The following is a 23,681-nucleotide window of genomic DNA, read 5'->3' as shown; positions in this document are numbered from 1 at the left end:
AAAAATTGCCTTGTTTAAAGAAAATCTAATGTTCGCTCCAGTGCCATTCCTCTCGAACCTTTTATCAAAATAGTACTAGCATCAAATTCAGTCGTTGCTAAATCATTCGAAAACTCTTCAAATGTATTGTAGAACCAAAAGTTGCTTTTTTCCATTTTATTGGCATAAAATGCTGAACCGATAAAATAACATTTCACTTTATCTTCATTCAAAAGCAGGTCAACTATTGCTTTATGTTCCTGCTGACTTTCCGCTCCCAACTCAAACATATCTCCCAAAATCATGACCTTATTTGGGCTCTCTAACTGGAGGAAATTTTCAATAGCGACAGCCATACTACTTGGATTTGCATTATAGGCATCCAAAATAATTTGGTTAGTTCCTTTGGTCAACAACTGCGATCTGTTATTTTCAGGAACATAACTTTCTAAAGCTTCTTTTATTGCAACATCATCAATTCTAAAATACTTTCCAATAGTCAAAGCGGCATTAATGTTATTGGCATTATACAAGCCTATTAAATGCGTTGAAATAGTCAAATTAGAATAGTTTACCGCTACAAATGGATTTGCTTTAACAGAAGTAATATTTATATCTACATTTGTTTTATTCACACCAAAAGAATATGCCTTTAACATCCTTGACTTTTCAACTTGAATGGGATCTTCTAAGTTTATGAAAGCTAGTTTATCATTTGCCGAAAGGTACTGATACATTTCGCTTTTTCCTTCAATCACTCCCTCAACACCACCAAAACCTTCTAAATGTGCTTTACCAAAATTAGTAATGTAGCCATAATCCGGTTTTGCTAATTCACATAGAAATTCAATTTCTTTTTTGTGATTAGCTCCCATTTCAACTATACCAATTTCTGTTTCTGAATTAAACGAAAGCAATGTCAATGGAACTCCAATGTGATTGTTTAGGTTTCCTACAGTTGCTTTGGTATTGAATTTTTTAGAAAGAACGACATGAATCAGTTCTTTGGTCGTTGTTTTACCATTACTTCCGGTAAGCGCTATTATAGGCAGTTTCAAATATTCCCGATGAAATTTAGCCAGATTCTGTAATGCTGTTAAACTGTCATCGACTAAGATAGTTCTGTGGTCAATAAAATAAGATTCGTCATCGATTATCACATAAGAAGCACCTTTATCTAATGCCTCTTTAGCAAATGTATTTGCATCAAAACGCTCCCCTTTTATGGCGACAAATAAGGAATTTAACTCAATCTTGCGAGTATCTATCGAAACCGATTTACATTTTAAAAATAAACTATGAATGTAATTAATATCCATTTGACACGATTTAAAAAAATAAAAGCCCTAATCAAAGGGCTTTTATTTTTATTTTATAAAAAATTTAATTTCTAGCTGATTTTTTCTTATCTGCTTTAGGACCTACTCTAGACATTGCACATCTAAACCCGATGTAATCTGTAGCCATATCCTGTGGAAAATACCTTCTTTGCGCAGGATCTAACCAATAAGCTCTATCTCTCCAAGAACCACCTTTATAAACTCTAACTTCATCATTTATTAAAGTTGTTCTCTTACTTGATTTATCATATTTTCTAACCATTTTACCTAAACTATCTGTGGTAACATTATGTTTAGGAGAGTTATACATGATTTTCTCATCTTTTTGTTTTTCAGTGTCAGATTCAGAAGATCCAAAGTTATAATATCTTGTCGATTGTTTATCACCATCTCTGTAATTTGTATTATCACTTTTATCGAAATTCTGTCTCAAATACGTCTCTTTTTCATCAACAGGAACTTGAGCAATTTGACCTGGGAATTTTCTGGCAACTATTCTACCATTACTTAAAGTATCAAATTTCATATTCTCTTTAGTAACAATTTCAACTTTACCGTCTGCACCAATTTTGTTTTTAGTGTATTGATTTCCTCTAAAATAGTTAAAATCATTTGCTTCATTATCAATTATTGGTCTGTAAACATCTTGCACCCATTCGGCAACATTTCCAGCCATATCATACAATCCAAAATCATTTGCAGGATATTTTTTAACCTCATTTGTGATATCTGCACCATCATCTGACCAGCCTGCAATTCCACCGTAATCTCCATTACCTTGTTTGAAATTGGCTAACTGATCTCCTTTACTTTGTCTTTTACCTGAACGGGTGTAACCACCAGACCAAGGGTATTTTTTCTGACCTTTATAGATATTGTACTCTCTTTGTCCTACATCAGCTGCAGCTGCATATTCCCATTCTGCTTCAGTTGGAAGTCTGTATTCAGGAAGAAGTATTCCTGAAGAGCGTTGTGCATAAACATTTTTAGGCTCAATAACTTTACCGTCTTTTCCAGCTTTAGGAGTTTTTTTACCTCCATTTTTTCCTTTTAATACAATTTCTTCATTTCCTCCGTAAGCCAAGGTAGGCGAATTCAAATAAGTTTCAGTATCAAAATTACTATCAGCAGTTACATCTAATGTTTTTGCATTCTTTTTAAGGTACCCGTTTTTTTCTAAAAGCGCTTCATTTACACGTTGTGTTCTCCAGTTACTGAATTCAACTGCTTGAATCCAATTTACACCAACAACAGGGTATTCAGCATAAGACGGATGTCTTAAATAATTATTAGTCATCGTTTCATTGTAACCCAATCTATTTCTCCAAACTAACGTATCAGGTGAAGCTCCTTCGTATATGTTTTTATAAATCTCTTCAGTGGGTGGGTAAACACTTTTCAACCAATCTAAATAATCTAAATACATAGAGTTAGTAACCTCAGTTTCATCCATGTAAAAAGACTGAACGTGTTGTTGTGTTGGCGTATTATTCCAATCATGCATTACATCATCCTCTACTTTACCCATAGTAAATGTACCACCTTCAACAAAAACCAAACCTGGTCCTGCTTGTTGTTTTTTACTTGAACCTGCTTTTTTGCTGTCCATATTCCAACCGGTTGCTCTTGAGGTATTTTTGGAGCTAGACTTTTTACTGCAACTGGAAAAACCAATTACTAATATGATTGAGATCAACAACCGTAAGCCCATAATTTTGTTTGCTTTCATACTCTTTAGTAGGTAATAATTTAAGTGCCGCAATATAATAATTAACCATTAATCAACATCATACTTTTAAATAATTTTCGTAGACGCAACTTTAACAATAAATTATATATCAAAACGCAAATTTATAATATTTATTATTTAAATCACACGAAATGGTTTATTTTTACTGATAAATAATAACTCACTATTAATCACGTTAAAAAAACGATGAGAAAAATACTTTTGGTTTATTTAAGCCTGATTCCTTTTGTTTCTTTTGCTCAAATTAAAGGCAACGCAGTCATTGAATGGACAGACAAAAAAGAAATGTCCTACGGCGATTTCAAAGTCATTATCCCTCAATTTTCTGAAAATAACTTTCATTATGATGCTTCTCAAAAGGCATTACTTTATACTTTAAAAATAAAAGAAGCAGTCACTTTTAACGAAGGAAAAGTCATAATAACAAATATAACTTACGAAATAATCACAACAGATCAACTTGGCGATTTGGATTCTAAAAACATTCCTAAAACCACAAATTCAAATCTAAGAGTAAACATTTCAAGAGACACCAAAGAAGCTTTCATTACGCTATCACCGATAATTAAGGATGACTTCGGATTCAAACGAATCACGTCTTTTTCCTATGAAGTGGAAAATAACACTAGTAGAATTTCACAATCCAGCAAAAGTGCCAACACAAATAGCATCGTCAATTCTGTTTTAGCAACAGGCAACTGGTATCAATTTTACATTGAAAAATCTGGTGTATATAAAATCACTAAAACTTTTTTACAACAATTAGGATTAGACGCAAATACTTTAGACCCCCGAAAAATAAAAGTATATGGTAATGGCGGACGAATGCTTCCGTTATCAAACAGTGTTTTTTACCCAAATGACCTAACCGAAAATGCAATTCAAATTGATGGTGAAGCTGACGGAATTTTCAACAACGACGACTACATTCTTTTTTATGGCGAAGGAGTTGATACTTGGAATGCCGAAAGTCTGACTTTTACTAATTTGTACGATACAAAATCCTATTACTACATTACTGTTCAGGGCACCGATGGGAAAAGAATCACTCCTATGACTCAACCTTCCGGAAACAGTACTTTAACCGTAACTTCTTTTGACGATCATCAATACCACGAAGTAGACCTTATTAATATAGCGCGATTAGGTCGTCAATGGTTTGGCGAATCATTTGAAGTCAAAGACGAACAGGAATTTGATTTTAATTTCCCTAATATTGACTCTGCAACTCCTGTAAAACTGATGCTAACCGCTGCTTCAGCTGCATTCACTCCTACTTCTTTGAATGCGACTGCAAACGGAACAGCAACCGGAACTATTTCTTTCCCTGCTTTAAACAACAATACCGAAACGGAGTTTGTTTTAGGCTCTTTACCAAACAACACCAGTTTCAGCGGTACAGAAAACATAAAAATAAAATTAAAATACAATAACAATGGTGTTCCAGGTTCCAAAGGTTTTCTTGACAACATCAGACTTATCGCCAAACGAAAACTGCAAGGCTACGGAAAACAATTTCATTTTCAATACAACCAATCCAGTTCAAGTCTTGGAATTGTAAATTACAGCATTTCAAACACAGCAACTATTCCTCAAGTTTGGGATGTTACTGATATATATAATGTAACCACAATCGAAAATTCCAATCAGAGTACAATAAATTTTAAAGTAAACTTAGGAGAGCTCAGAAAATATATTGCTTTAGATGCTTCTGATTATTATACTCCTTTAAAAGACACTAAATCTAAAATCGCAAATCAAAATTTAAAGGGAACATTATTTAGAAACGGACAAGGTCAATTTCAAGACATCGATTACGTGATTATCACACCAACCTTTATAGCTACTCAAGCTGAAAAACTAGCAACTTTCCATCGCACCCAATCCAATTTAAATGTAAAAGTAATTCCTTTAGAATCCATATATCAAGAATTTTCATCCGGAAAACAAGATGTTGCTGCAATACGAAATTGCATCAAATACATCTACGAAAATGCTTCTGCACCGGAGAAAAGAGTAAAATTTGTCAATCTTTTTGGCGATGCCTCTTATGATTTTAAAAACAGAATATCAAATAACACTAATGTTGTACCTATTTATCACGCTTTAAACAGCAGCACAACTGGCGAATCATCCTTTGCCTCAGATGACTTTTTTGGACTAATGGACCCAACAGAAGGAAATGTTGTGTCATATTTTGGAGGAATAGATATTGCAGTAGGCAGAATGTTAGTCAATGATGCTAAACAGGCTGAGGAAATGGTAAATAAAGTAATAGAATATCATGATCTAAAATCCTACGGAAGCTGGAGAAACAACTTCGCATTAGTTTCTGATGATTCAGACATCCTATCTGATGCCAGTTTACAAAACAGGCAAAACATCCTTGCAAACACAATTGCTACCGAGAAACCATTTCTAAATGTGAATAAAATTCTGTTAGATTCTTATGTCCAAGAAGCATCTGCAGGAGGTTCAAGATATCCAAAAGCTAAAACGGACTTCTTCAATGCTTTCGAAAAAGGGGCTTTGGTATTTAATTATTTAGGACATGGCGGCGAAGATGGCTTATCAAGCGAACGCATTTGGGAAAAATCAGACGGACAAAACTTAAGCAATCAATATAAGTACCCTTTATTCATAACTATTACTTGTGAATTTTCACGTTTTGACAATCCTTTAAGACCAACTGCTGGAGAATATACTTATTGGAACCCAAAAGGCGGTGCAATAGCAATGATTACTACCATTCGTTCTATTGGGCAGTTCAGTGCAGAAAATTTCAATGACTTGCTGACAAAAAATTTGTTATCATACAATTCAAATCAATATACTTCAATTGCAGAAGCGCTGAGAATTTCAAAAAACAGCAATCCTAATTCAGCTACCAATGTTGTTTTTTACATTGGTGATCCCGCATTAATGCTTGCTATTCCAAAACCAAAAATTAGATTAACTAAAGTAAATGACATTCCGGTTACCCAAACCATTGACGACTTCAAATCATTGGCAAAAATGAAACTAACCGGAGAAGTTACTGATGAGAACAACAACCTGCTGACGAATTATAACGGAGAAGTTTCCACAACCATTTTTGACAAAACAGTTTCAAGAACAACCTATAATAATGACGGCAATAGTCCTCCTATCAATTTCAATGTTTTAGGAGAAACAATATTCAGAGGAAACGCATCAGTCACTAATGGTCAATTTGAATTTAGTTTTGTTGTACCCAGAGACATCAGAGTCCCATTAGCAAAGGGAAGAATTAGTTTTTATTCCAAAAAAAATCAATTATTACAGAACGAAACCGGGTACGATTCCAGTATAAAAATAGGAGGAATAAATGAAAATGCAACGGCAGACAATATTAGCCCAAGAGTTAAGTTATATATGAATGACGAGACTTTTGTTTCTGGCGGAACAACTAATGAATCCCCATTTCTTGTTGCACTACTTGAAGATGAAAACGGAATAAATACGGCAAGCGGAATAGGTCATGATATTGTTGCTATTCTTGATGGAGATGTAAGCAATCCCTTTGTACTGAATGATTATTATCAAACAACATTAGACGATTTTACAAGTGGAACTCTCCGATTTCCGTTGCGCAATTTAGCTCCCGGATTACACACTATAACATTCAAAGCATGGGATGTATACAACAACCCGATAACGGCTGAGATTCAGTTTATTGTTGTAGGCGATGAAACGATAACATTGACACATGTGCTGAATTATCCAAATCCGTTCGTTAATTATACTGAATTTTGGTTTACACACAACAGACCATTTGAACCATTAGACGTTCAGGTTCAAGTAATGACGATAACCGGAAAAGTGGTTTGGACGAAAAATCAAATTATTACAACTGAAGGATTTTTATCAAAAGAAATCACTTGGGATGGCAAAGATGATTTTGGAGATAAAATAGGGAAAGGCGTTTATGTCTACAAACTAACCGTCAAATCAAGTTTAACAAATAAGAAAACTGAAAAATTTGAAAAACTTGTTATACTTTAATAAAATACTATATTTGTTTAATAAAACTTGCTACAATAATGAAAAAAATAACATTACTTTTTATCTTTTTATTTGTAATTTCTTTTACAAAAGCACAAGATAGAGTTATAAATCCGGGAGTTCCCTTTTTATTAGTTACAGCTGACGCAAGAGCTGCAGGTATGGCCGACGTTGGAGTTGCAACATCAGCTGATGCTTTTTCACAACAATGGAATCCAGCAAAATATGCCTTTGCAACTGACCAAAAAGGATTTTCTATAAGTTACACACCATACCTTACTGATTTAGCAAATGATATTTCATTAGGACAATTAACTTATTATCAAAAACTGAATGATCGAAGTGCATTTGCAGGAAGCCTGCGTTACTTTGGTTTTGGTGACATTGAATTACGTCAAACAGGCGATCCTAACGAGTCTTTCCCTACAGTCTCTCCAAACGAATTTGCTATTGACGGATCTTACTCCTTGAAATTGAGCGAAAAATTTTCGATGGCAATTGCAGGTAGATTCATTAATTCAAATCTAAAAGTAGCCTCAGAAAATAACGATGCCTCATCTGCAAGTACATTTTCTGTTGATGTAGCCGGTTTTTACCAATCCGAAGAAATAGCATTCAACGAATTCAACGGTAGATGGAGAGCAGGATTTAATATTCAAAATTTAGGTCCAAAAATTAGTTATGACAACGATGATTTTAACAACAACTTCATACCTGCCAATTTAAAAATAGGAACTGGTTTTGATTTTATTTTAGACGACTATAACAAGGTTGCCGTGAATGTTGAATTTAATAAATTATTAATTCCAACACCACAAATTCCTGTTTCTGAGCCAGCAACTGATTTAAATGGAGATGGGGATACCACCGATTCTGGAGAACCTGCTAATGACGGAACGGCTACGGCTAACACTAATTACCAAGCTATTGGATGGACATCTGGGGTTTTCAAATCATTTGGTGATGCTCCTGATGGATTCAGCGAAGAATTGAAAGAAGTTACCTATGCTGTAGGCGCCGAATATTTATACCAAGATTCCTTTGCGATGCGTTTGGGATATTTTCACGAAAGTCCTCTAAAAGGAGCTCGACAATTTTTATCGCTGGGAGCAGGTTTCAAATACAATGTTGTCAAAGTAGATGTTTCGTATTTATTTTCGGCATCAAAAGTAAAAAACCCTTTAGAAAACACCTTGCGTTTCTCACTTACCTTCAATTTTGGAGACAAATATGACGAATATTAAACATAAATAAAATCCACAAATAATAATCCAAATTTCAACACTATGAAGTTTGGATTTTTTTTCCTTAAAAAAGTATGAAAGAAATAACAATTACCACACAATTCAAAGTGTTCGATTCCGTTCAAGAGTTACCAAATGAAATTCAGGATTTAATGACACAAGCCATTGAAGTTCGAAAAAATGCTTATGCACCCTATTCAAAATTCAGAGTTGGAGTTGCAATTTTTTTAGACAACGGTAAAACTGTACTAGGTTCAAACCAAGAAAACGTAGCCTATCCTTCGGGACTCTGTGCGGAACGTGTCGCAATTTTTTATGCCGGAGCAGTTTATCCGGAAGCCAAAATTTTAAAAATGGCAATTACTGCTGCCTCAGACTCAAACCAAACTACAGCTCCAATTCCGCCTTGTGGCTCTTGCAGACAATCAATTGCAGAATATGAAATCAAACAAGAGACCCCTATAGAAATCTATTTTATGGGAGAAATCGGCGCAATTTACAAATCAGAATCCCTGAAAAACTTGCTTCCATTTATGTTCGATAAAAAATTCTTGTAAAAATTCCAAAAATTGCCTATTAAATTTTAGTTCTTACTTGGAATGTCTTATTTTTGCATTTCGCAAATTTGTGGGAGGAAACTATTTTGCGTTATAGGTACAAATTGATAATACAATAACACTTTAGCAAAAGAAAAATTCAGATGAAAGAAGTTACAAAAGAAGTATATTTAAAGTGGTATGAAGATATGCTGCTTTGGAGAAAGTTTGAGGACAAACTTGCCGCATTATACATCCAACAAAAAGTTAGAGGATTTCTACATTTATACAATGGTCAAGAAGCTGTATTAGCTGGTGCATTGCACGCTATGGACTTGACAAAAGACAAAATGATTACTGCTTACAGAAATCACGTTCAGCCAATCGGTATGGGAGTTGATCCTAAACGCGTTATGGCAGAACTTTTAGGAAAAGTTACCGGAACTTCAAAAGGTATGGGTGGTTCTATGCACATATTTTCAAAAGAGCACCGTTTTTATGGTGGTCACGGAATTGTAGGAGGACAAATTCCTGTAGGTGCTGGATTAGCTTTTGCTGACAAATATTTTGAAACTGGCGGTGTTACTATGACCTATTTTGGTGATGGTGCAGCACGTCAAGGCTCTTTACACGAAGCTTTTAACATGGCTATGTTATGGAAACTTCCAGTTGTATTTATTGTTGAAAACAATGGATATGCCATGGGAACTTCTGTAGAAAGAACAGCTAATCATACTGATATCTGGAAATTAGGTTTAGGCTACGAAATGCCTTGCGGACCAGTTGACGGAATGAACCCTGTAAAAGTGGCTGAAGCAATGACTGAAGCAATTGACAGAGCACGTCGTGGAGACGGACCAACTTTCTTAGAAATGAAAACATACCGTTATAGAGGTCACTCTATGTCGGATGCACAATTATACCGTTCGAAAGAAGAAGTAGAAGAGTACAAAAAAATTGATCCAATTACTCAAGTTTTAGATGTAATTAAAGATCAAAAATATGCTACAGAAGAAGAAATCGAAGCAATTGATCAAAGAGTAAAAGATTTAGTGGAAGAATGTGTAACATTTGCCGAAGAATCTGAATACCCACCTATTCAACAGCTATATGATGTAGTATACGAACAAGAGAACTATCCATTTTTACCTCATAAACTATAAATCAATTATGGCAACAATTATTACAATGCCTCGTTTGAGCGATACGATGACGGAAGGAACGGTAGCGACTTGGCTAAAAAAAGTAGGTGATAAAGTAAGCGAAGGTGATATCCTTGCAGAAATTGAAACCGATAAAGCAACAATGGAATTTGAGTCTTTCAACGAAGGAACACTTTTACATATAGGAATCCCTGCAGGTGAAACAGCACCAGTAGACTCTTTATTAGCAATTATAGGAAAAGAAGGCGAGGATATTTCGGCATTATTAGCAGGAAAACCAGCTGATGCAGCTCCAGCTAAAGAAGAAACAAAAGTTACTGAAGAAACAGCAACTACTCCAGAAGTTACAAAAGCTGCAGCACCCGCAACAGCTTCATTACCAAAAGGAGTTGTAGTGATTACCATGCCTCGTTTAAGTGATACCATGACTGAAGGAACTGTAGCGACTTGGTTAAAAAAAGTAGGTGATGCTGTTGCTGAAGGTGACATTCTTGCTGAAATCGAAACTGATAAAGCTACAATGGAATTCGAATCTTTCAACGAAGGAACTTTATTATACATAGGAATTGAAGAAGGCAATACTGCACCAGTTGATAGCCTTTTGGCAATCATTGGACCTGCAGGAACTGATATTAGCGGAATTGCTGAAAACTACAAAACTGGCGGAGCGCCACAAGCAGCTCCAGCAGTGGCTGAAGAAAAAGAAGTTGCTTCAACAGAAAAAGCTTCGGAACCAATCGTTCAAGAACCATCAACTGACGGTCAAAGAATTTTAGCATCACCATTAGCAAAGAAAATTGCAAGTGACAAAGGAATTCAATTAACACAAGTAAAAGGTTCTGGTGAAAACGGACGTATTGTAAAAAGCGATATCGAAAACTTTACCCCACAAACTGTAGCTGCTCCGGCACCGATAACTGTACCTGCACCAGAAAAACCAGAAACTGCGGCTGCGCCAAAAGTATTTGTTCCAGCAGGAGAAGTTTTCACAGAAGAAATCAAGAATTCGCAAATGCGAAAAATCATTGCTAAACGTTTAGCAGAATCTTTATTCACAGCTCCACATTACAACTTAGTAATTGAGGTAGCAATGGATGAAGCAATGAAATCCAGAACTATCATTAACAGCGTTCCGGACACAAAAGTATCGTTTAACGATATGGTGATAAAAGCGTGCGCAATGGCTTTGAAAAAACATCCAAAAGTGAATTCACAATGGAGAGAAGATTCAATTCTTATCAATCACCATGTGAATATTGGAGTTGCTGTAGCTGTTGAGGACGGATTAGTAGTTCCAGTATTACGTTTTACAGATGCTATGAGTTTATCTCAAATTGGCGGAAGCGTAAGAGATCTTGCAGGAAGAGCTAAGAACAAAAAATTATTACCTACAGAAATGGAAGGAAGTACTTTTACAGTTTCTAATCTTGGAATGTTTGGTATTACAGAATTCAATTCTATCATCAACCAACCTAATTCTGCTATCCTATCTGTAGGAGCTATTGTAGAAAAACCGGTGGTGAAAAATGGTCAAATTGTAGTAGGAAATACAATGATGTTATCTTTAGCTTGCGATCACAGAACAATTGATGGTGCAACTGGAGCTCAATTTTTACAAACATTGAAACAATTTATAGAAAACCCTGTTACTATGCTTGCGTAATAACTTTGTTTTTAAAACACAAATCCCGTCTTGTTTAAAAACTTGACGGGATTTTTTTATTTTATTTATTCTTCTCCTCAATCCAACGCGACATATATTTGGTACTTTTTAAAGTATGGTGTTGCAACAAGGCTCCGATAAAATTATTCAATCGATGTTGCTCTAAATTAGATTGTAAAATTTCTATTTTTGCTCTAAAGTCAATCTCGAAAAGGCGTTTAGAATATCGTTGATTAATAATGGCAATTCCATTTTGTTGGGCATTACTCCAAATTATTTTGTCTTGATACAATTGTGCTGCTCTATCCGCAAAATCAGCAATATCATTCGTAATAAAACCGTTCCAAGGCAACTCACCATGCATGGATTCTGAACCAATGGAAGTCGTTATGCTTGGTGTTCCGCATTGCATCGCTTCCAATAATTTTCCTTTAATACCGGCACCAAAACGCAAGGGAGCCAAGACAACTCGCGCTTCGCGAACAACTTCTTGAGCATTAATAGCTCGTCCCATTATTAAAAAGCCTTCTTTCTTATTATGTAATTGCAGGACTTTTTGCGACGGATAAGCGCCGTAAACATTCAATACAGCTTCTGGCTGCCGTTTTTTAATTAGAGGCCAAATTGTATCTTGTAAGTATTGAACGGCATTCCAATTAGGCTCGTGAAGAAAATTCCCGATGAAAACAAAATCTTTTCGATTTTCGAAAGAAGGCAGTTCCTCTATTTCAGCATCGTCAATTGGTTCCAATAATAAAGGCAAATAATACAATAAAGAGATATCAATTTTAAATGCAGATTCTAATAATTCCATTTCAAACTCGGAAATCATTAGAGACAAATCACAACGTAAAATACTTGCGATTTCGCGTTTCGCAACCTCTTCTACAAATAAATCAGTTGTACGAAAAGAACGATTTTCTTTGAAAACTTTCTGACGAGCCAATCGCAAACAATGTAAATCTTCTGTATCCAATATTCGCAACGCATCAGGGCAATTTTCAGCTACACGCCAACCAAATTGCTCCTCCATCATAAAACGATCAAACAAAACTAAGGATGGATTTAATTCTTTGATAAATATATCAAAACTAGAATTATTAAGTTCGATTGATTTCTTATCAACTTCATATTCGCCTAAATCAACCATGAAATCACTATTTTGCGCAGGACTAGCAAACGTAATGCTAAAACCTTGTGCTTTAAAAAGTGATATCAGTTGCAGCATCCTTCCTCCTGCTGCTGACGAATTGGGTTCTGGCCAAACAAAACCAATAATTAAAAGCTTTTGAACTAGATTCATACTATTATAAATTTCAATTACAAAATAATGCTATTTTGAGTTCAATCTGGTCATTTAGACCAAAAATAGATTAGAAAACACTAATTTTGTTCTAATTAAATTTCATCATCATGTTAGGATTAAAATTAGCCACAGACCCGCGTTGGGTAAATATAGTTGAATCAAATATAGAAGAAATCTTGACGGATCATGCTTGGTGTGAACAAAAGGCAGCATCAAATGCAATAAGTCTGGTTACTTACAACTCCGAATTAGAAGAATTAGTAACCGAGATGCTGATTATTGCAAAAGAAGAATTAGATCATTTGCAATTAGTTCATAATTTAATCAAAAGCAAAGGATTGACCTTAGGTCGAGAAAGGAAAGATCATTATGTAAATGAACTTTTTAAGTTTATGAAAAAAGATGGGAGCCGAAAAGATGCTCTTTGTGACAGATTGCTATTTTCAGCAATGATTGAAGCAAGAAGTTGTGAGCGGTTTAAAGTTTTATCAGAAAACATAAAAGATATTGAATTAGCCACTTTTTATAGAGATCTAATGATTTCTGAAGCGGGACATTACACCACTTTTTTGGGCTTTGCAAGAAAATATGCCGACAATATTGATGTAGACAAAAGATGGAAGGAATGGATTGAATTTGAAACTTCAATTATCACTAACTATGGTAAACAAGAAACTATCCACGGTTAATTAAAAGAATCTATATTAAATAAAAAAACAGGATACCGTTAAGCATCCTGTTTTTTTATTTGCAATCTAAGTAGATTATTTCAAAATCATAAATTCAGAACGTCTGTTTAAGGCGTGTTCTTCCTCGGTGCAATTTTCCTGACAATCCACTTTAAATTCGGATTCACCAAAACCTTTTCCGGTTATTTTATCAATACTAATTCCTTTTGAAACAATGTATGCTACAGTAGCATTTGCTCTTCTTTCTGAAAGATCTAAGTTAAATTCATCAGTACCTCTGGAATCAGTATGTGCCTTAACATAAATTTTCAATTTATCATTTTGAGACATTACATAAACTAATTTATCAAGCTCTGCAGCACCTTTCTTAGTTATATTGCTTTTGTTATATTCAAAATAAATAGGATTCAAAATAATTTCTGTTTCAGTAACAATCACTTCAATTGGATCAATTACTGCATCAACGATAACTTTTCCTTGACTAATTTTAGCTACTGGAAAAGATTTTGAAACATAACCATCTTTAAAAACTTCTATAGTATATGGCTTTTGACATTCTACGTCATAAAGAACTTCTCCATTCATGTTAGACATTTGAGTGTCTAAAACAGTGTTAGTTGCATCTAAAACAACAACTTTGGAATTAGCCAATAGCTCTCCATTTTTGGCATTTTTTACCACACTAAGAATTTGTCCTTTACATACCGGAATAGAGCTATAAATATGATCCACACCACTGCGATTACTGGATAAATAGCCAATATTTTTTTCTTTATTAAATGTAAAAGCAAAGTCATCTTTTTCCGTATTCACAGGTTTACCAAGATTATACGGCTCCTCAACTTTATTTAAATCTACAGAAAAAACGTCTAAACTTCCAAAACCTGTCAAGCCGTTTGAAGAAAAATATAAAACAGAATCATCCGTTACAAAAGGAAAATTCTCGTCACCAGCTGTGTTAATTTTATCTCCTAAATTTTCTGGTGCACCAAATGTGCCATCATTATTCACCTTCACTTTCCAAATATCAGTTCCTCCGAGAGAACCAGGCATATTAGATGCAAAATAAAGCACTTTCCCATCTGCATCTATGGATGGATTCCCCATAGAAAAACTCTTACTATTGAACGGTAATGGAGTAACGGCTCCCCATTTACCGTTTTCTTTAAATGCTTTGTAAAGATTCACTTGACCAAACTTCAGCTTGTGTGTTTTATCTTTTTCGAATAATTTATCTTTAAAACTTTCACTTGAAAAGTAAATAACATTACCATCTTTCGTCATTGTTACCGGACCTTCATGAAACCTACTGTTTAATTCATTTACAGGAATTGGCTCTGAATAACTTCCATCAGAATTATAAGTAGACTGATAAATATCTAAATAAGGTTCGTTATTCCAACCGTATATTTTGTTGCTTTCATTTCTGGCACTTGCAAAATAAAGCTCATCTCCATATAGACTTGCCCCAAAATCAGATCTTTGAGAATTAACGGAAATCTTATCTACATCAAAAAGTTTTTCTTTATTCAATAGCTCCAAAAGATAATTTGGATTTTTATTGAATTGTTTAGCTCTGCTATCGTCTGGCACTAAACCTGAAAATATTTTCATTTGAGTATCAGACTCCGTGTATTTCCCGTTAGATTTTAACATTTGAGCATATCTATAATACGTTGCTGCATCTTGTTTTGTTTGTAATGCTTTGGCATACCATTTTTCTGCTTCTACGGTCTTGTGCATATAATAATAACTATCACCAAGCTGTTTAGTTACATAAGCATCTGTATTTCCTTTTTCAACTAAGGCTAAATATCCTTCGACAGCTTCAACATAATCGTAGCTTTCAAATAATTTATCTGCATTCTTAGTCTCTTTATTTTGTGCGCAAAGTGAGAAACCTGCAAGCACAAAAAACAGTAATAGTGTATTTTTTTTCATTAATTATAAAAATTAAATTTTAGAAAAATCTAGGAGAACGTGAAACTTTTTTCGATTCAAATAAATCATATAATAATATGAATTCATGTGAGGATGGGGAAGTCACTTTCAAATCTGAAATAATATGATCATAAGCATACCCAATTCTTAATTCCGGTGTGATAGCAAAGTTGACCATTCCGCCAAAACTATCTTCCACTCTATAAGTTGCTCCAATCTCAAATTTTTCTTGATATAAAAAATTGGCAGAAACATCTAAAGACGGAGATACATTAAATGCAGATTTTAACATTAATGAAGGCTTGAATTTCAATTCATAATTAACATCAAAAACATAACCTGCTGTTAAAAAATAGTGGGATACATCTGAACCGTATTCACGTCCGTTATAATCTAAATGCGCCGATTTAATCATATTTGGAATCGATAATGACACGTAATATTTATCTGTATAATAAAACAATCCGGATCCTAAATTAAATGATGTGTCATTTATATCTTCTCCAAAAATACCCTCATTAGGATCTGGCAAACTCGATTGAATATCTCTAAGTCCTACTTTGTGAAAAGAAACTCCAGCTTTTAAACCAAAAGCCAATCTTTGCGTGTCACTTAATTTTAAAGTATAAGAGAAGTCTCCAAATACATTTTGTTCTGTTACCGGTCCAATCTTATCTGATATAAATGATAGACCAATACCAACATTCTTGCCTGCAGGAGTATGACCTGCAAAAGTAAATGAAGCAGGTGAATCTTCAATATTTACCCATTGTTTTCTATATAGAAGACCAAAAGAAATACTCTCATTAGAACCTGCATAGGCAGGATTAATAACATTCATATTATACATGTACTGAGTATAATGTGGGTCTTGTTGCGCTTTAACATCTATATAAGCAATAAGAATTAAAAGAGACATCAATATTTTTTTGTTCATATCTATTTATTTTTCGGTTTATTGGTCTATTCAAAATTTACAGACAAATAAATATATTAATTACTGTTTTTCTCTGATTAAATAAATCCAACCTGTTTTTGGTTCTCCACTATTGAATTCTATCACATAATAATAGGTAGCACTTGGAAGATCTTCTCCTTTGTTTGACTGACCTTTCCATTGGTCTGTGTAATCCGACTGACTGTAAACTTTAATACCATATCTATTAAATATTTCCAGTTTTTTAACATCCATTAATCTTAAATCAAAGAAGTCATTTGAACCATTCCCATCAGGAGAAATACCTTTTTGGATATTACAATAAGCAGACTCTATAACTACATTACTTGATGTTTCACAACCTGTATTTGTAGAAGTTACAGTAAGGGTATATGTCACAGGAAATACTACTTGTCCGCTTGGAGTTGAGGCTATAACATCAGTTAGATTTAACACATTTGAATTAGTTCCTACAGGAGCTCCGGAATTATCTTTCCATTGATAAGAAACATTGTTTGGATCATATGAGCCTGATAATGGATTTGCTGTTAAAATATATTCTTTATTTTCACAATCACCTATTGTTTCAAATTGAATTTGTGGAGGAATCGCGTTTATAGTTATTTCAGCACCTAGAGTTATACACGCAATACTATTTGTAAATCGCACACTCATTGTATATTTCCCTGGCGCCAAATTATTAAACACATTGCTGTTTTGGTAGCCATTACCTAAACTGTACTGAACATTTGCCTGAGTACTAATTGTAATGCTTCCTGATGGCACTAAACATGTAGGTTGCACAACTTGCACCAAAGTTGGAGTTGACGGCAATAAAGGAAGTGGATTAATAGTTACACTTGTAAGACTTTGAACTGAACATGTATTATCAGCAATATTTCTAACATATAAAATATAATTATTTGGAGCTAATCCCGTGAACGTATTTGAAGCTTGATAGGTTGTTCCATTCAAACTATATTCTACTCCAGATTGAGCAGCTATTACAATAGTCCCAGATGTAACGGAACATGTTGGTTGAACAACGCTAGAAGTTGTTGGAACTACGGGAGGAGTTGGAATAGCATTAATAGTTACTGGAGATGTTGACGTATTTAAACAGCTAGTATCAGCTGTGTTTCTTACATACAAGGTATAATTACCCGGAGCCAATCCTGCAAATGTATTTGAAGCCTGATACGTTAAACCATTTAAACTATACGCTACTCCAGGTTGTGTTGTTATTACAATAGTTCCTGATTGCACAGCACATGTTGGCTGCACCGCGCTAACTACTGTTGGTACTAGAACTACTTGAATAAGATTAATTGTTGTTCTTGATGCTGAAGAAGCGACACAAGTTGCATCCGAAAGACTTCTTACATACAAAGTATAATTAGTTCCTGGAGTTAATCCTGTGAAGAGATTCGAAGTTTGATACGTTGTACCATTCAAACTATACTCTACCCCAGATTGTACTGTTATGGTAATACTTCCTGATGGTGTTCCACAAGTAGGCTGAGTAACACTCGCCGTTGTTGGAACTACTGGAGGAGTTGGAATTGCATTAATTGTTGTTGCTGAAGATGATGAAGTAATACAAGTAATATCCGCAGTATTTCTAACATACAAAGTGTAATTACCCGGAGCTAATCCGATGAAAGCATTTGATGCTTGGTAGCTTATGCCATCTAAACTATACTCTACCCCAGATTGTACTGTTATAGCAATACTTCCTGATGGTGTTCCGCAAGTAGGATGAACAACACTAGCTGTTGTTGGAACTACCGGAGGAGTTGGAATTGCATTAATCGTTATTGCAGATCCAGAAGGAGTTATACAAGAAGTATCGGCTGTATTCCTAACATACAGAGTATAAGAACCCGGAGCCAATCCTGTGAACGTATTTGAAACCTGATAACTTGTACCATTCAAACTATATTCTACGCCTGTTTGTGTAGTTATGGCAATACTTCCTGATGGTGATCCACAGGTAGATTGAATAACACTTGCCGTTGTTGGAACAACTGGAGGAATTGGAATTGTATTAATTGTTGTTGGTGATCCAGACGAAGTTACACAAGTAATATCCGCAGTATTTCTAACATACAAAGTGTAATTCCCCGGAGCTAATCCACTGAAAGCATTTGATGCTTGGTAGCTTATACCATTCAAACTATATTCTACCCCAGATTGTACTGTTATGGCAATACTTCCTGATGGTAATCCACAAGTAGGTTGAATAACACTCGCCGTTGTTGGAACTACTGGAGGAGTTGGAATTGCATTAATTGTTGTTGATGAAGATGATGAAGTAATACAAGTAATATCCGCAGTATTTCTAACATACAAAGTGTAATTACCCGGAGCTAATCCGATGAAAGCATTTGATGCTTGGTAGCTTATGCCATCTAAACTATACTCTACCCCAGATTGTACTGTTATAGCAATACTTCCTGATGGTGTTCCGCAAGTAGGATGAACAACACTAGCTGTTGTTGGAACTACCGGAGGAGTTGGAATTGCATTAATCGTTATTGCAGATCCAGAAGGAGTTATACAAGAAGTATCGGCTGTATTCCTAACATACAGAGTATAAGAACCCGGAGCCAATCCTGTGAACGTATTTGAAACCTGATAACTTGTACCATTCAAACTATATTCTACGCCTGTTTGTGTAGTTATGGCAATACTTCCTGATGGTGATCCACAGGTAGGTTGAATAACACTTGCCGTTGTTGGAACAACTAGAGGAGTTGGAATTGTATTAATTGTTGTTGGTGATCCAGACGAAGTTACACAAGTAATGTCCGCAGTATTTCTAACATACAAAGTGTAATTACCCGGAGCCAATCCGCTGAAAGCATTTGATACTTGGTAGGTTATACCATCTAAACTATACTCTACTCCTGTTTGTACTGTTATGGCAATACTTCCTGATGGTGTTCCACAAGTAGGTTGAATAACACTCGCCGTTGTTGGAACTAATGGTGGAGTTGGAATTGCATTAATTGTTGTTGATGACCCAGACGAAGTTATACAGGTATTGTCCGCTATATTTCTAACATAGAGATTATAAGTAGTACTTGGAGCTAATCCTGAGAAAATATTCGAAGCTTGATATGTTATACCATCCAAACTATGCTCTACCCCTGTTTGTGTTGTTATCGAAATACTTCCCGAAGGTGTCCCACAAGTCGGTTGTAGAACACTTGCTGTTGTCGGAACTAACGGAGGAGTTGGAATTGCATTAATCGTTATTGCAGATCCTGATGTAGTTATACAAGAAGTATCGGCTGTATTCCTAACATACAGAGTATAAGAACCCGGAGCCAATCCTGTGAACGTATTTGAAACCTGATAACTTGTACCATTCAAACTATATTCTACGCCTGTCTGTGTAGTTATGGCAATACTTCCTGATGGTGTCCCACAAGTAGGCTGAGTAACACTTGCAGTTGTTGGAACTAATGGTGGAGTTGGAATTGTATTAATTGTTGTTGGTAATCCAGACGAAGTTACACAAGTAATGTCCGCAGTATTTCTAACATACAAAGTGTAATTACCCGGAGCCAATCCGCTGAAAGCATTTGATACTTGGTAGGTTATACCATCTAAACTATACTCTACTCCTGTTTGTACTGTTATGGCAATACTTCCTGATGGTGTTCCACAAGTAGGTTGAATAACACTCGCCGTTGTTGGAACTAATGGTGGAGTTGGAATTGCATTAATTGTTGTTGATGACCCAGACGAAGTTATACAGGTATTGTCCGCTATATTTCTAACATAGAGATTATAAGTAGTACTTGGAGCTAATCCTGAGAAAATATTCGAAGCTTGATATGTTATACCATCCAAACTATGCTCTACCCCTGTTTGTGTTGTTATCGAAATACTTCCCGAAGGTGTCCCACAAGTCGGTTGTAGAACACTTGCTGTTGTCGGAACTAACGGAGGAGTTGGAATTGCATTAATCATTATTGCAGATCCTGATGGAGTTATACAAGAAGTATCGGCTGTATTCCTAACATACAGAGTATAAGAACCCGGAGCCAATCCTGTGAACGTATTTGAAACCTGATAACTTGTACCATTCAAACTATATTCTACGCCTGTTTGTGTAGTTATGGCAATACTTCCTGATGGTGTCCCACAAGTAGGCTGAGTAACACTTGCCGTTATTGGAACTAATGGTGGAGTTGGAATTGAATTAATTGTTGTTGATGATCCAGACGAAGTTACACAAGTAATATCTGCAGTATTTCTAACATACAAAGTGTAATTACCCGGAGCCAATCCGCTGAAAGCATTTGATGCTTGGTAGGTTATCCCATCTAAACTATACTCTACTCCTGTTTGTACTGTTATGGCAATACTTCCTGATGGTGTTCCACAAGTAGGTTGAATAACACTCGCCGTTGTTGGAACCACTGGAGGGTTTGGAATTGCATTAATTGTAGTTACTGATCCGGAAGAAGTTATACAGGTATTGTCCGCTATATTTCTAACATAGAGATTATAAGTAGTACTTGGAGCTAATCCTGAGAAAATATTCGAAGCTTGATATGTTATACCATCCAAACTATACTCTACCCCTGTTTGTATTGTTATCGAAATACTTCCCGAAGGTGTCCCACAAGTCGGTTGTAGAACACTTGCTGTTGTCGGAACTAACGGAGGAGTTGGAATTGCATTAATCATTATTGCAGATCCTGATGGAGTTATACAAGAAGTATCGGCTGTATTCCTAACATACAGAGTATAAGAACCCGGAGCCAATCCTGTGAACGTATTTGAAACCTGATAACTTGTACCATTCAAACTATATTCTACGCCTGTTTGTGTAGTTATGGCAATACTTCCTGATGGTGTCCCACAAGTAGGCTGAGTAACACTTGCCGTTATTGGAACTAATGGTGGAGTTGGAATTGAATTAATTGTTGTTGATGATCCAGACGAAGTTACACAAGTAATATCTGCAGTATTTCTAACATACAAAGTGTAATTACCCGGAGCTAATCCGCTGAAAGCATTTGATGCTTGGTAGGTTATCCCATCTAAACTATACTCTACCCCAGATTGTACTGTTACGGCAATACTTCCTGATGGTGTTCCACAAGTAGGCTGAGTAACGTTTACCGTTGATGGAATTACCGGAGCAGTTGGAATTGCATTAATTGTAGTTGACGACCCAGACGAAGTTATACAAGTTGTATCATCTATATTTCTAACATATAAAGGATAAATTCCCGGTGCTAATCCACTGAAAGTATTTGAAGTCTGATAGGTTATACCATCTAAACTATACTCTACCCCTGTTTGTGTTGTTATCGAAATACTTCCCGAAGGTGTCCCACACGTAGGTTGAACAACACTTGCCGTTGTTGGTAATACTGGCGGAGTTGGAATTGCATTTATAACAGCTGGTGTCACTGATGAAAGCACACAAGTAGTATCTAATTTATTCCTTACATATAAGGTGTAATTTCCAGGTACTAATCCCGAAAAACTATTGGAATCTTGATAAAGGGTACCATTTATACTGTATTCAACACCAGGTTGTGTCGTAATTAAAATAGTTCCGGTTTGCAAAGCACAAGTTGGCTGTGTTGTACTGGCAGACGTGGGGATAGAAACAAAATTCATTGTAATATTAGCCTCAGAATAACAAGGTGTTAATGATGCTGAAGCAACAACAACAGGATTTGGGTCTTTGATATTATAATCTATAGCACCAATCCCATAATCTAAATTACTGCTTCTTTCCGGACTCAAAAATGAATTAGTAACCAACTGGCTGCCATCTTCCTTGTCATTCATAGTCAATGCAAAAAACTTAATATCTCCTGTTGTATAACCAATAAGAGATTTTAAAACTTCTACTTCAAAACCAAGACTATAATCATTAATTCCACTATTATTTTTATTAACACCCATTACAGCTGAAGGAAAACCTGTAGCAGCACTTCCTAAATAGGATTTAACAGAAGCGCCAGTTCTTAATTCAATAACATTTGCATAATAATTAGTTTCAGCCGCATCTGTAGAAATAACTAAACAATAATCAGCTTGGAAATAAGAATCGAATGTACTGGGATTATTGTTAAAAATATTAAAAGCTCTCACTAATGGATCAGCATCTGCTTCCTCTCCATAATTTGAAACATTAAACCCTCCTGATTTGGTATCAAGAAACAGCAAAATGCTTCTATTATTTAAAACTTTACCCGCAATCCCTAAAACAACTTTATTTTCAAAAGCACTAATTTTCAAAGAATTTACATAACCTGATGAAGCATTCACAGATAATGGCGCAGAAAGAAAATTATCCTCTAAAGCTCCCGTTCCCCATGATGTCTCAGTAATAGATCCATCCATGGTAACTGCATATCTAGTTCTAACTTTAACAACTTGTCCATCTGTTAAAGTATTAGTTGTAAACATTCTATTTGTTGACATACCTTGCATTACGACACCATCAACAGAGAATTCAAACAAATCAGCTCCACCAGATGCAGTAAAAGTAACTGGCGTACCAAAACATAACGGGTTTGTAGTATTATTTGGTGGAGAAGCTGTCAAAGTAACTGCTGAAGGCGCTACATAAATTGAAGCCACAACCGGCACACGTGTACTAATATCACTACCTGATCGACTGCGTACATAATACGTTCTGGTTGAACTAATACTCGGACTATAAACTGTCCCAGTATATATTGGAGTTACTGATGTTTGAGAAGTAAACCATTCAATTATTTCTGAACTATTAGCTCCAAATGCATAAACATTAACCTGAACTAAAGAAACACCATCACCACATGAACTACCAGCAGTAGTTGAAGGCGGAGTTAAAACAGCTTTAGTTTTTGAAACCCTTGATGATTTTATCTTTTTTTTTATTGTATCTGTAGAAATCAATTTTGAATAAACATCAAAATTCATGTCATGTAATTTAACACGATTGCTTAAATTTTTTGAACTTAATGTAAACCCAAATAATATATGAAATAATAAAAATAAAAGTAATTTTTTCTTCATAAACTGATTTTTGTAGTTAATATATAAGAGTATAATATTTTTAATACTTAAAAGTATTCTTTTATTTTC

Annotated in this window: 12 protein-coding genes; 6 read left to right on the top strand and 6 right to left on the bottom strand. The window is 35.2% G+C overall.

What is annotated here, in order from left to right; translation table 11 throughout:
- Positions 1-14 precede the first annotated feature (14 nt).
- Both ACXX80_RS07695 and gldJ read right to left on the bottom strand, forming a co-directional pair.
- Entirely contained in the window at positions 15-1,298 is a 1,284-nt protein-coding gene (locus ACXX80_RS07695; protein WP_458552700.1) for a UDP-N-acetylmuramoyl-tripeptide--D-alanyl-D-alanine ligase, read from the bottom strand.
- A gap of 64 nt (positions 1,299-1,362) precedes the next feature.
- Positions 1,363-3,048, bottom strand: coding sequence for a gliding motility lipoprotein GldJ (gene gldJ, locus ACXX80_RS07690; protein ID WP_315210882.1), 1,686 nt, complete (start codon positions 3,046-3,048; stop codon positions 1,363-1,365).
- Positions 3,049-3,255: 207 nt separating this feature from the next.
- On the opposite strand from gldJ, the gene porU reads away from it, so the two are divergent.
- The 5 genes from porU to ACXX80_RS07665 all read left to right on the top strand — a co-directional run bounded on the left by porU (position 3,256) and on the right by ACXX80_RS07665 (position 11,698).
- Positions 3,256-7,092 (top strand): type IX secretion system sortase PorU, encoded by a 3,837-nt coding sequence (gene porU / locus ACXX80_RS07685; RefSeq protein WP_458552699.1) that lies wholly within the window; start codon positions 3,256-3,258, stop codon positions 7,090-7,092.
- A gap of 38 nt (positions 7,093-7,130) precedes the next feature.
- A complete protein-coding gene (porV, locus tag ACXX80_RS07680) occupies positions 7,131-8,336 on the top strand; it encodes a type IX secretion system outer membrane channel protein PorV (protein WP_458552698.1) in 1,206 nt (401 codons plus the stop codon).
- 74 nt (positions 8,337-8,410) lie between these two features.
- Positions 8,411-8,893, top strand: a complete 483-nt coding sequence (locus ACXX80_RS07675) for a cytidine deaminase (RefSeq protein ID WP_458552697.1) — start codon at positions 8,411-8,413, stop codon at positions 8,891-8,893.
- A 143-nt stretch (positions 8,894-9,036) separates the two neighbouring features.
- Positions 9,037-10,035, top strand: a complete 999-nt coding sequence (pdhA, locus tag ACXX80_RS07670) for a pyruvate dehydrogenase (acetyl-transferring) E1 component subunit alpha (RefSeq protein WP_315210889.1) — start codon at positions 9,037-9,039, stop codon at positions 10,033-10,035.
- Between the two features lie 7 nt (positions 10,036-10,042).
- On the top strand, positions 10,043-11,698 hold the full coding sequence (locus ACXX80_RS07665) for a dihydrolipoamide acetyltransferase family protein (RefSeq protein WP_458552696.1): 1,656 nt from the start codon (positions 10,043-10,045) through the stop codon (positions 11,696-11,698).
- 61 nt (positions 11,699-11,759) lie between these two features.
- On the opposite strand, the gene ACXX80_RS07660 is transcribed toward ACXX80_RS07665, so the two are convergent.
- Positions 11,760-13,001, bottom strand: a complete 1,242-nt coding sequence (locus ACXX80_RS07660) for a glycosyltransferase (protein WP_458552695.1) — start codon at positions 12,999-13,001, stop codon at positions 11,760-11,762.
- A gap of 110 nt (positions 13,002-13,111) precedes the next feature.
- On the opposite strand from ACXX80_RS07660, the gene ACXX80_RS07655 reads away from it, so the two are divergent.
- On the top strand, positions 13,112-13,693 hold the full coding sequence (locus ACXX80_RS07655; RefSeq protein ID WP_091173449.1) for a MiaE family protein: 582 nt from the start codon (positions 13,112-13,114) through the stop codon (positions 13,691-13,693).
- A 75-nt stretch (positions 13,694-13,768) separates the two neighbouring features.
- Here the strand turns inward: ACXX80_RS07655 and ACXX80_RS07650 are convergent, their stop codons facing one another.
- Genes ACXX80_RS07650 through ACXX80_RS07640 form a run of 3 tightly spaced genes read right to left on the bottom strand, consistent with a single transcriptional unit; the run spans position 13,769 to position 23,516 of the window.
- The gene (locus ACXX80_RS07650) at positions 13,769-15,634 is read right to left on the bottom strand and encodes an OmpA family protein (protein ID WP_458552694.1); all 1,866 of its coding nucleotides are present in this window, start codon (positions 15,632-15,634) and stop codon (positions 13,769-13,771) included.
- Positions 15,635-15,653: 19 nt separating this feature from the next.
- A complete protein-coding gene (locus tag ACXX80_RS07645) occupies positions 15,654-16,571 on the bottom strand; it encodes a PorP/SprF family type IX secretion system membrane protein (RefSeq protein WP_458552693.1) in 918 nt (305 codons plus the stop codon).
- A gap of 60 nt (positions 16,572-16,631) precedes the next feature.
- Complete coding sequence (locus ACXX80_RS07640) at positions 16,632-23,516, bottom strand: T9SS type B sorting domain-containing protein (RefSeq protein ID WP_458552692.1); 6,885 nt, start codon at positions 23,514-23,516, stop codon at positions 16,632-16,634.
- Between the last annotated feature and the right edge of the window lie 165 nt (positions 23,517-23,681).

Source organism: Flavobacterium sp. GNP002 (assembly GCF_054343795.1).
The sequence above is the reverse complement of the archived record's forward strand: the minus strand, read 5'-3'. Positions and strand labels throughout refer to the sequence as shown.

Coding starts and splice junctions, on each gene's coding strand:
- ACXX80_RS07695 (WP_458552700.1), bottom strand. CDS start 1,298: ATGGATATTAATTACATTCATAGTTTATTTTTAAAATGTAAATCGGTT.
- gldJ (WP_315210882.1), bottom strand. CDS start 3,048: ATGAAAGCAAACAAAATTATGGGCTTACGGTTGTTGATCTCAATCATA.
- porU (WP_458552699.1), top strand. CDS start 3,256: ATGAGAAAAATACTTTTGGTTTATTTAAGCCTGATTCCTTTTGTTTCT.
- porV (WP_458552698.1), top strand. CDS start 7,131: ATGAAAAAAATAACATTACTTTTTATCTTTTTATTTGTAATTTCTTTT.
- ACXX80_RS07675 (WP_458552697.1), top strand. CDS start 8,411: ATGAAAGAAATAACAATTACCACACAATTCAAAGTGTTCGATTCCGTT.
- pdhA (WP_315210889.1), top strand. CDS start 9,037: ATGAAAGAAGTTACAAAAGAAGTATATTTAAAGTGGTATGAAGATATG.
- ACXX80_RS07665 (WP_458552696.1), top strand. CDS start 10,043: ATGGCAACAATTATTACAATGCCTCGTTTGAGCGATACGATGACGGAA.
- ACXX80_RS07660 (WP_458552695.1), bottom strand. CDS start 13,001: ATGAATCTAGTTCAAAAGCTTTTAATTATTGGTTTTGTTTGGCCAGAA.
- ACXX80_RS07655 (WP_091173449.1), top strand. CDS start 13,112: ATGTTAGGATTAAAATTAGCCACAGACCCGCGTTGGGTAAATATAGTT.
- ACXX80_RS07650 (WP_458552694.1), bottom strand. CDS start 15,634: ATGAAAAAAAATACACTATTACTGTTTTTTGTGCTTGCAGGTTTCTCA.
- ACXX80_RS07645 (WP_458552693.1), bottom strand. CDS start 16,571: ATGAACAAAAAAATATTGATGTCTCTTTTAATTCTTATTGCTTATATA.
- ACXX80_RS07640 (WP_458552692.1), bottom strand. CDS start 23,516: ATGAATTTTGATGTTTATTCAAAATTGATTTCTACAGATACAATAAAA.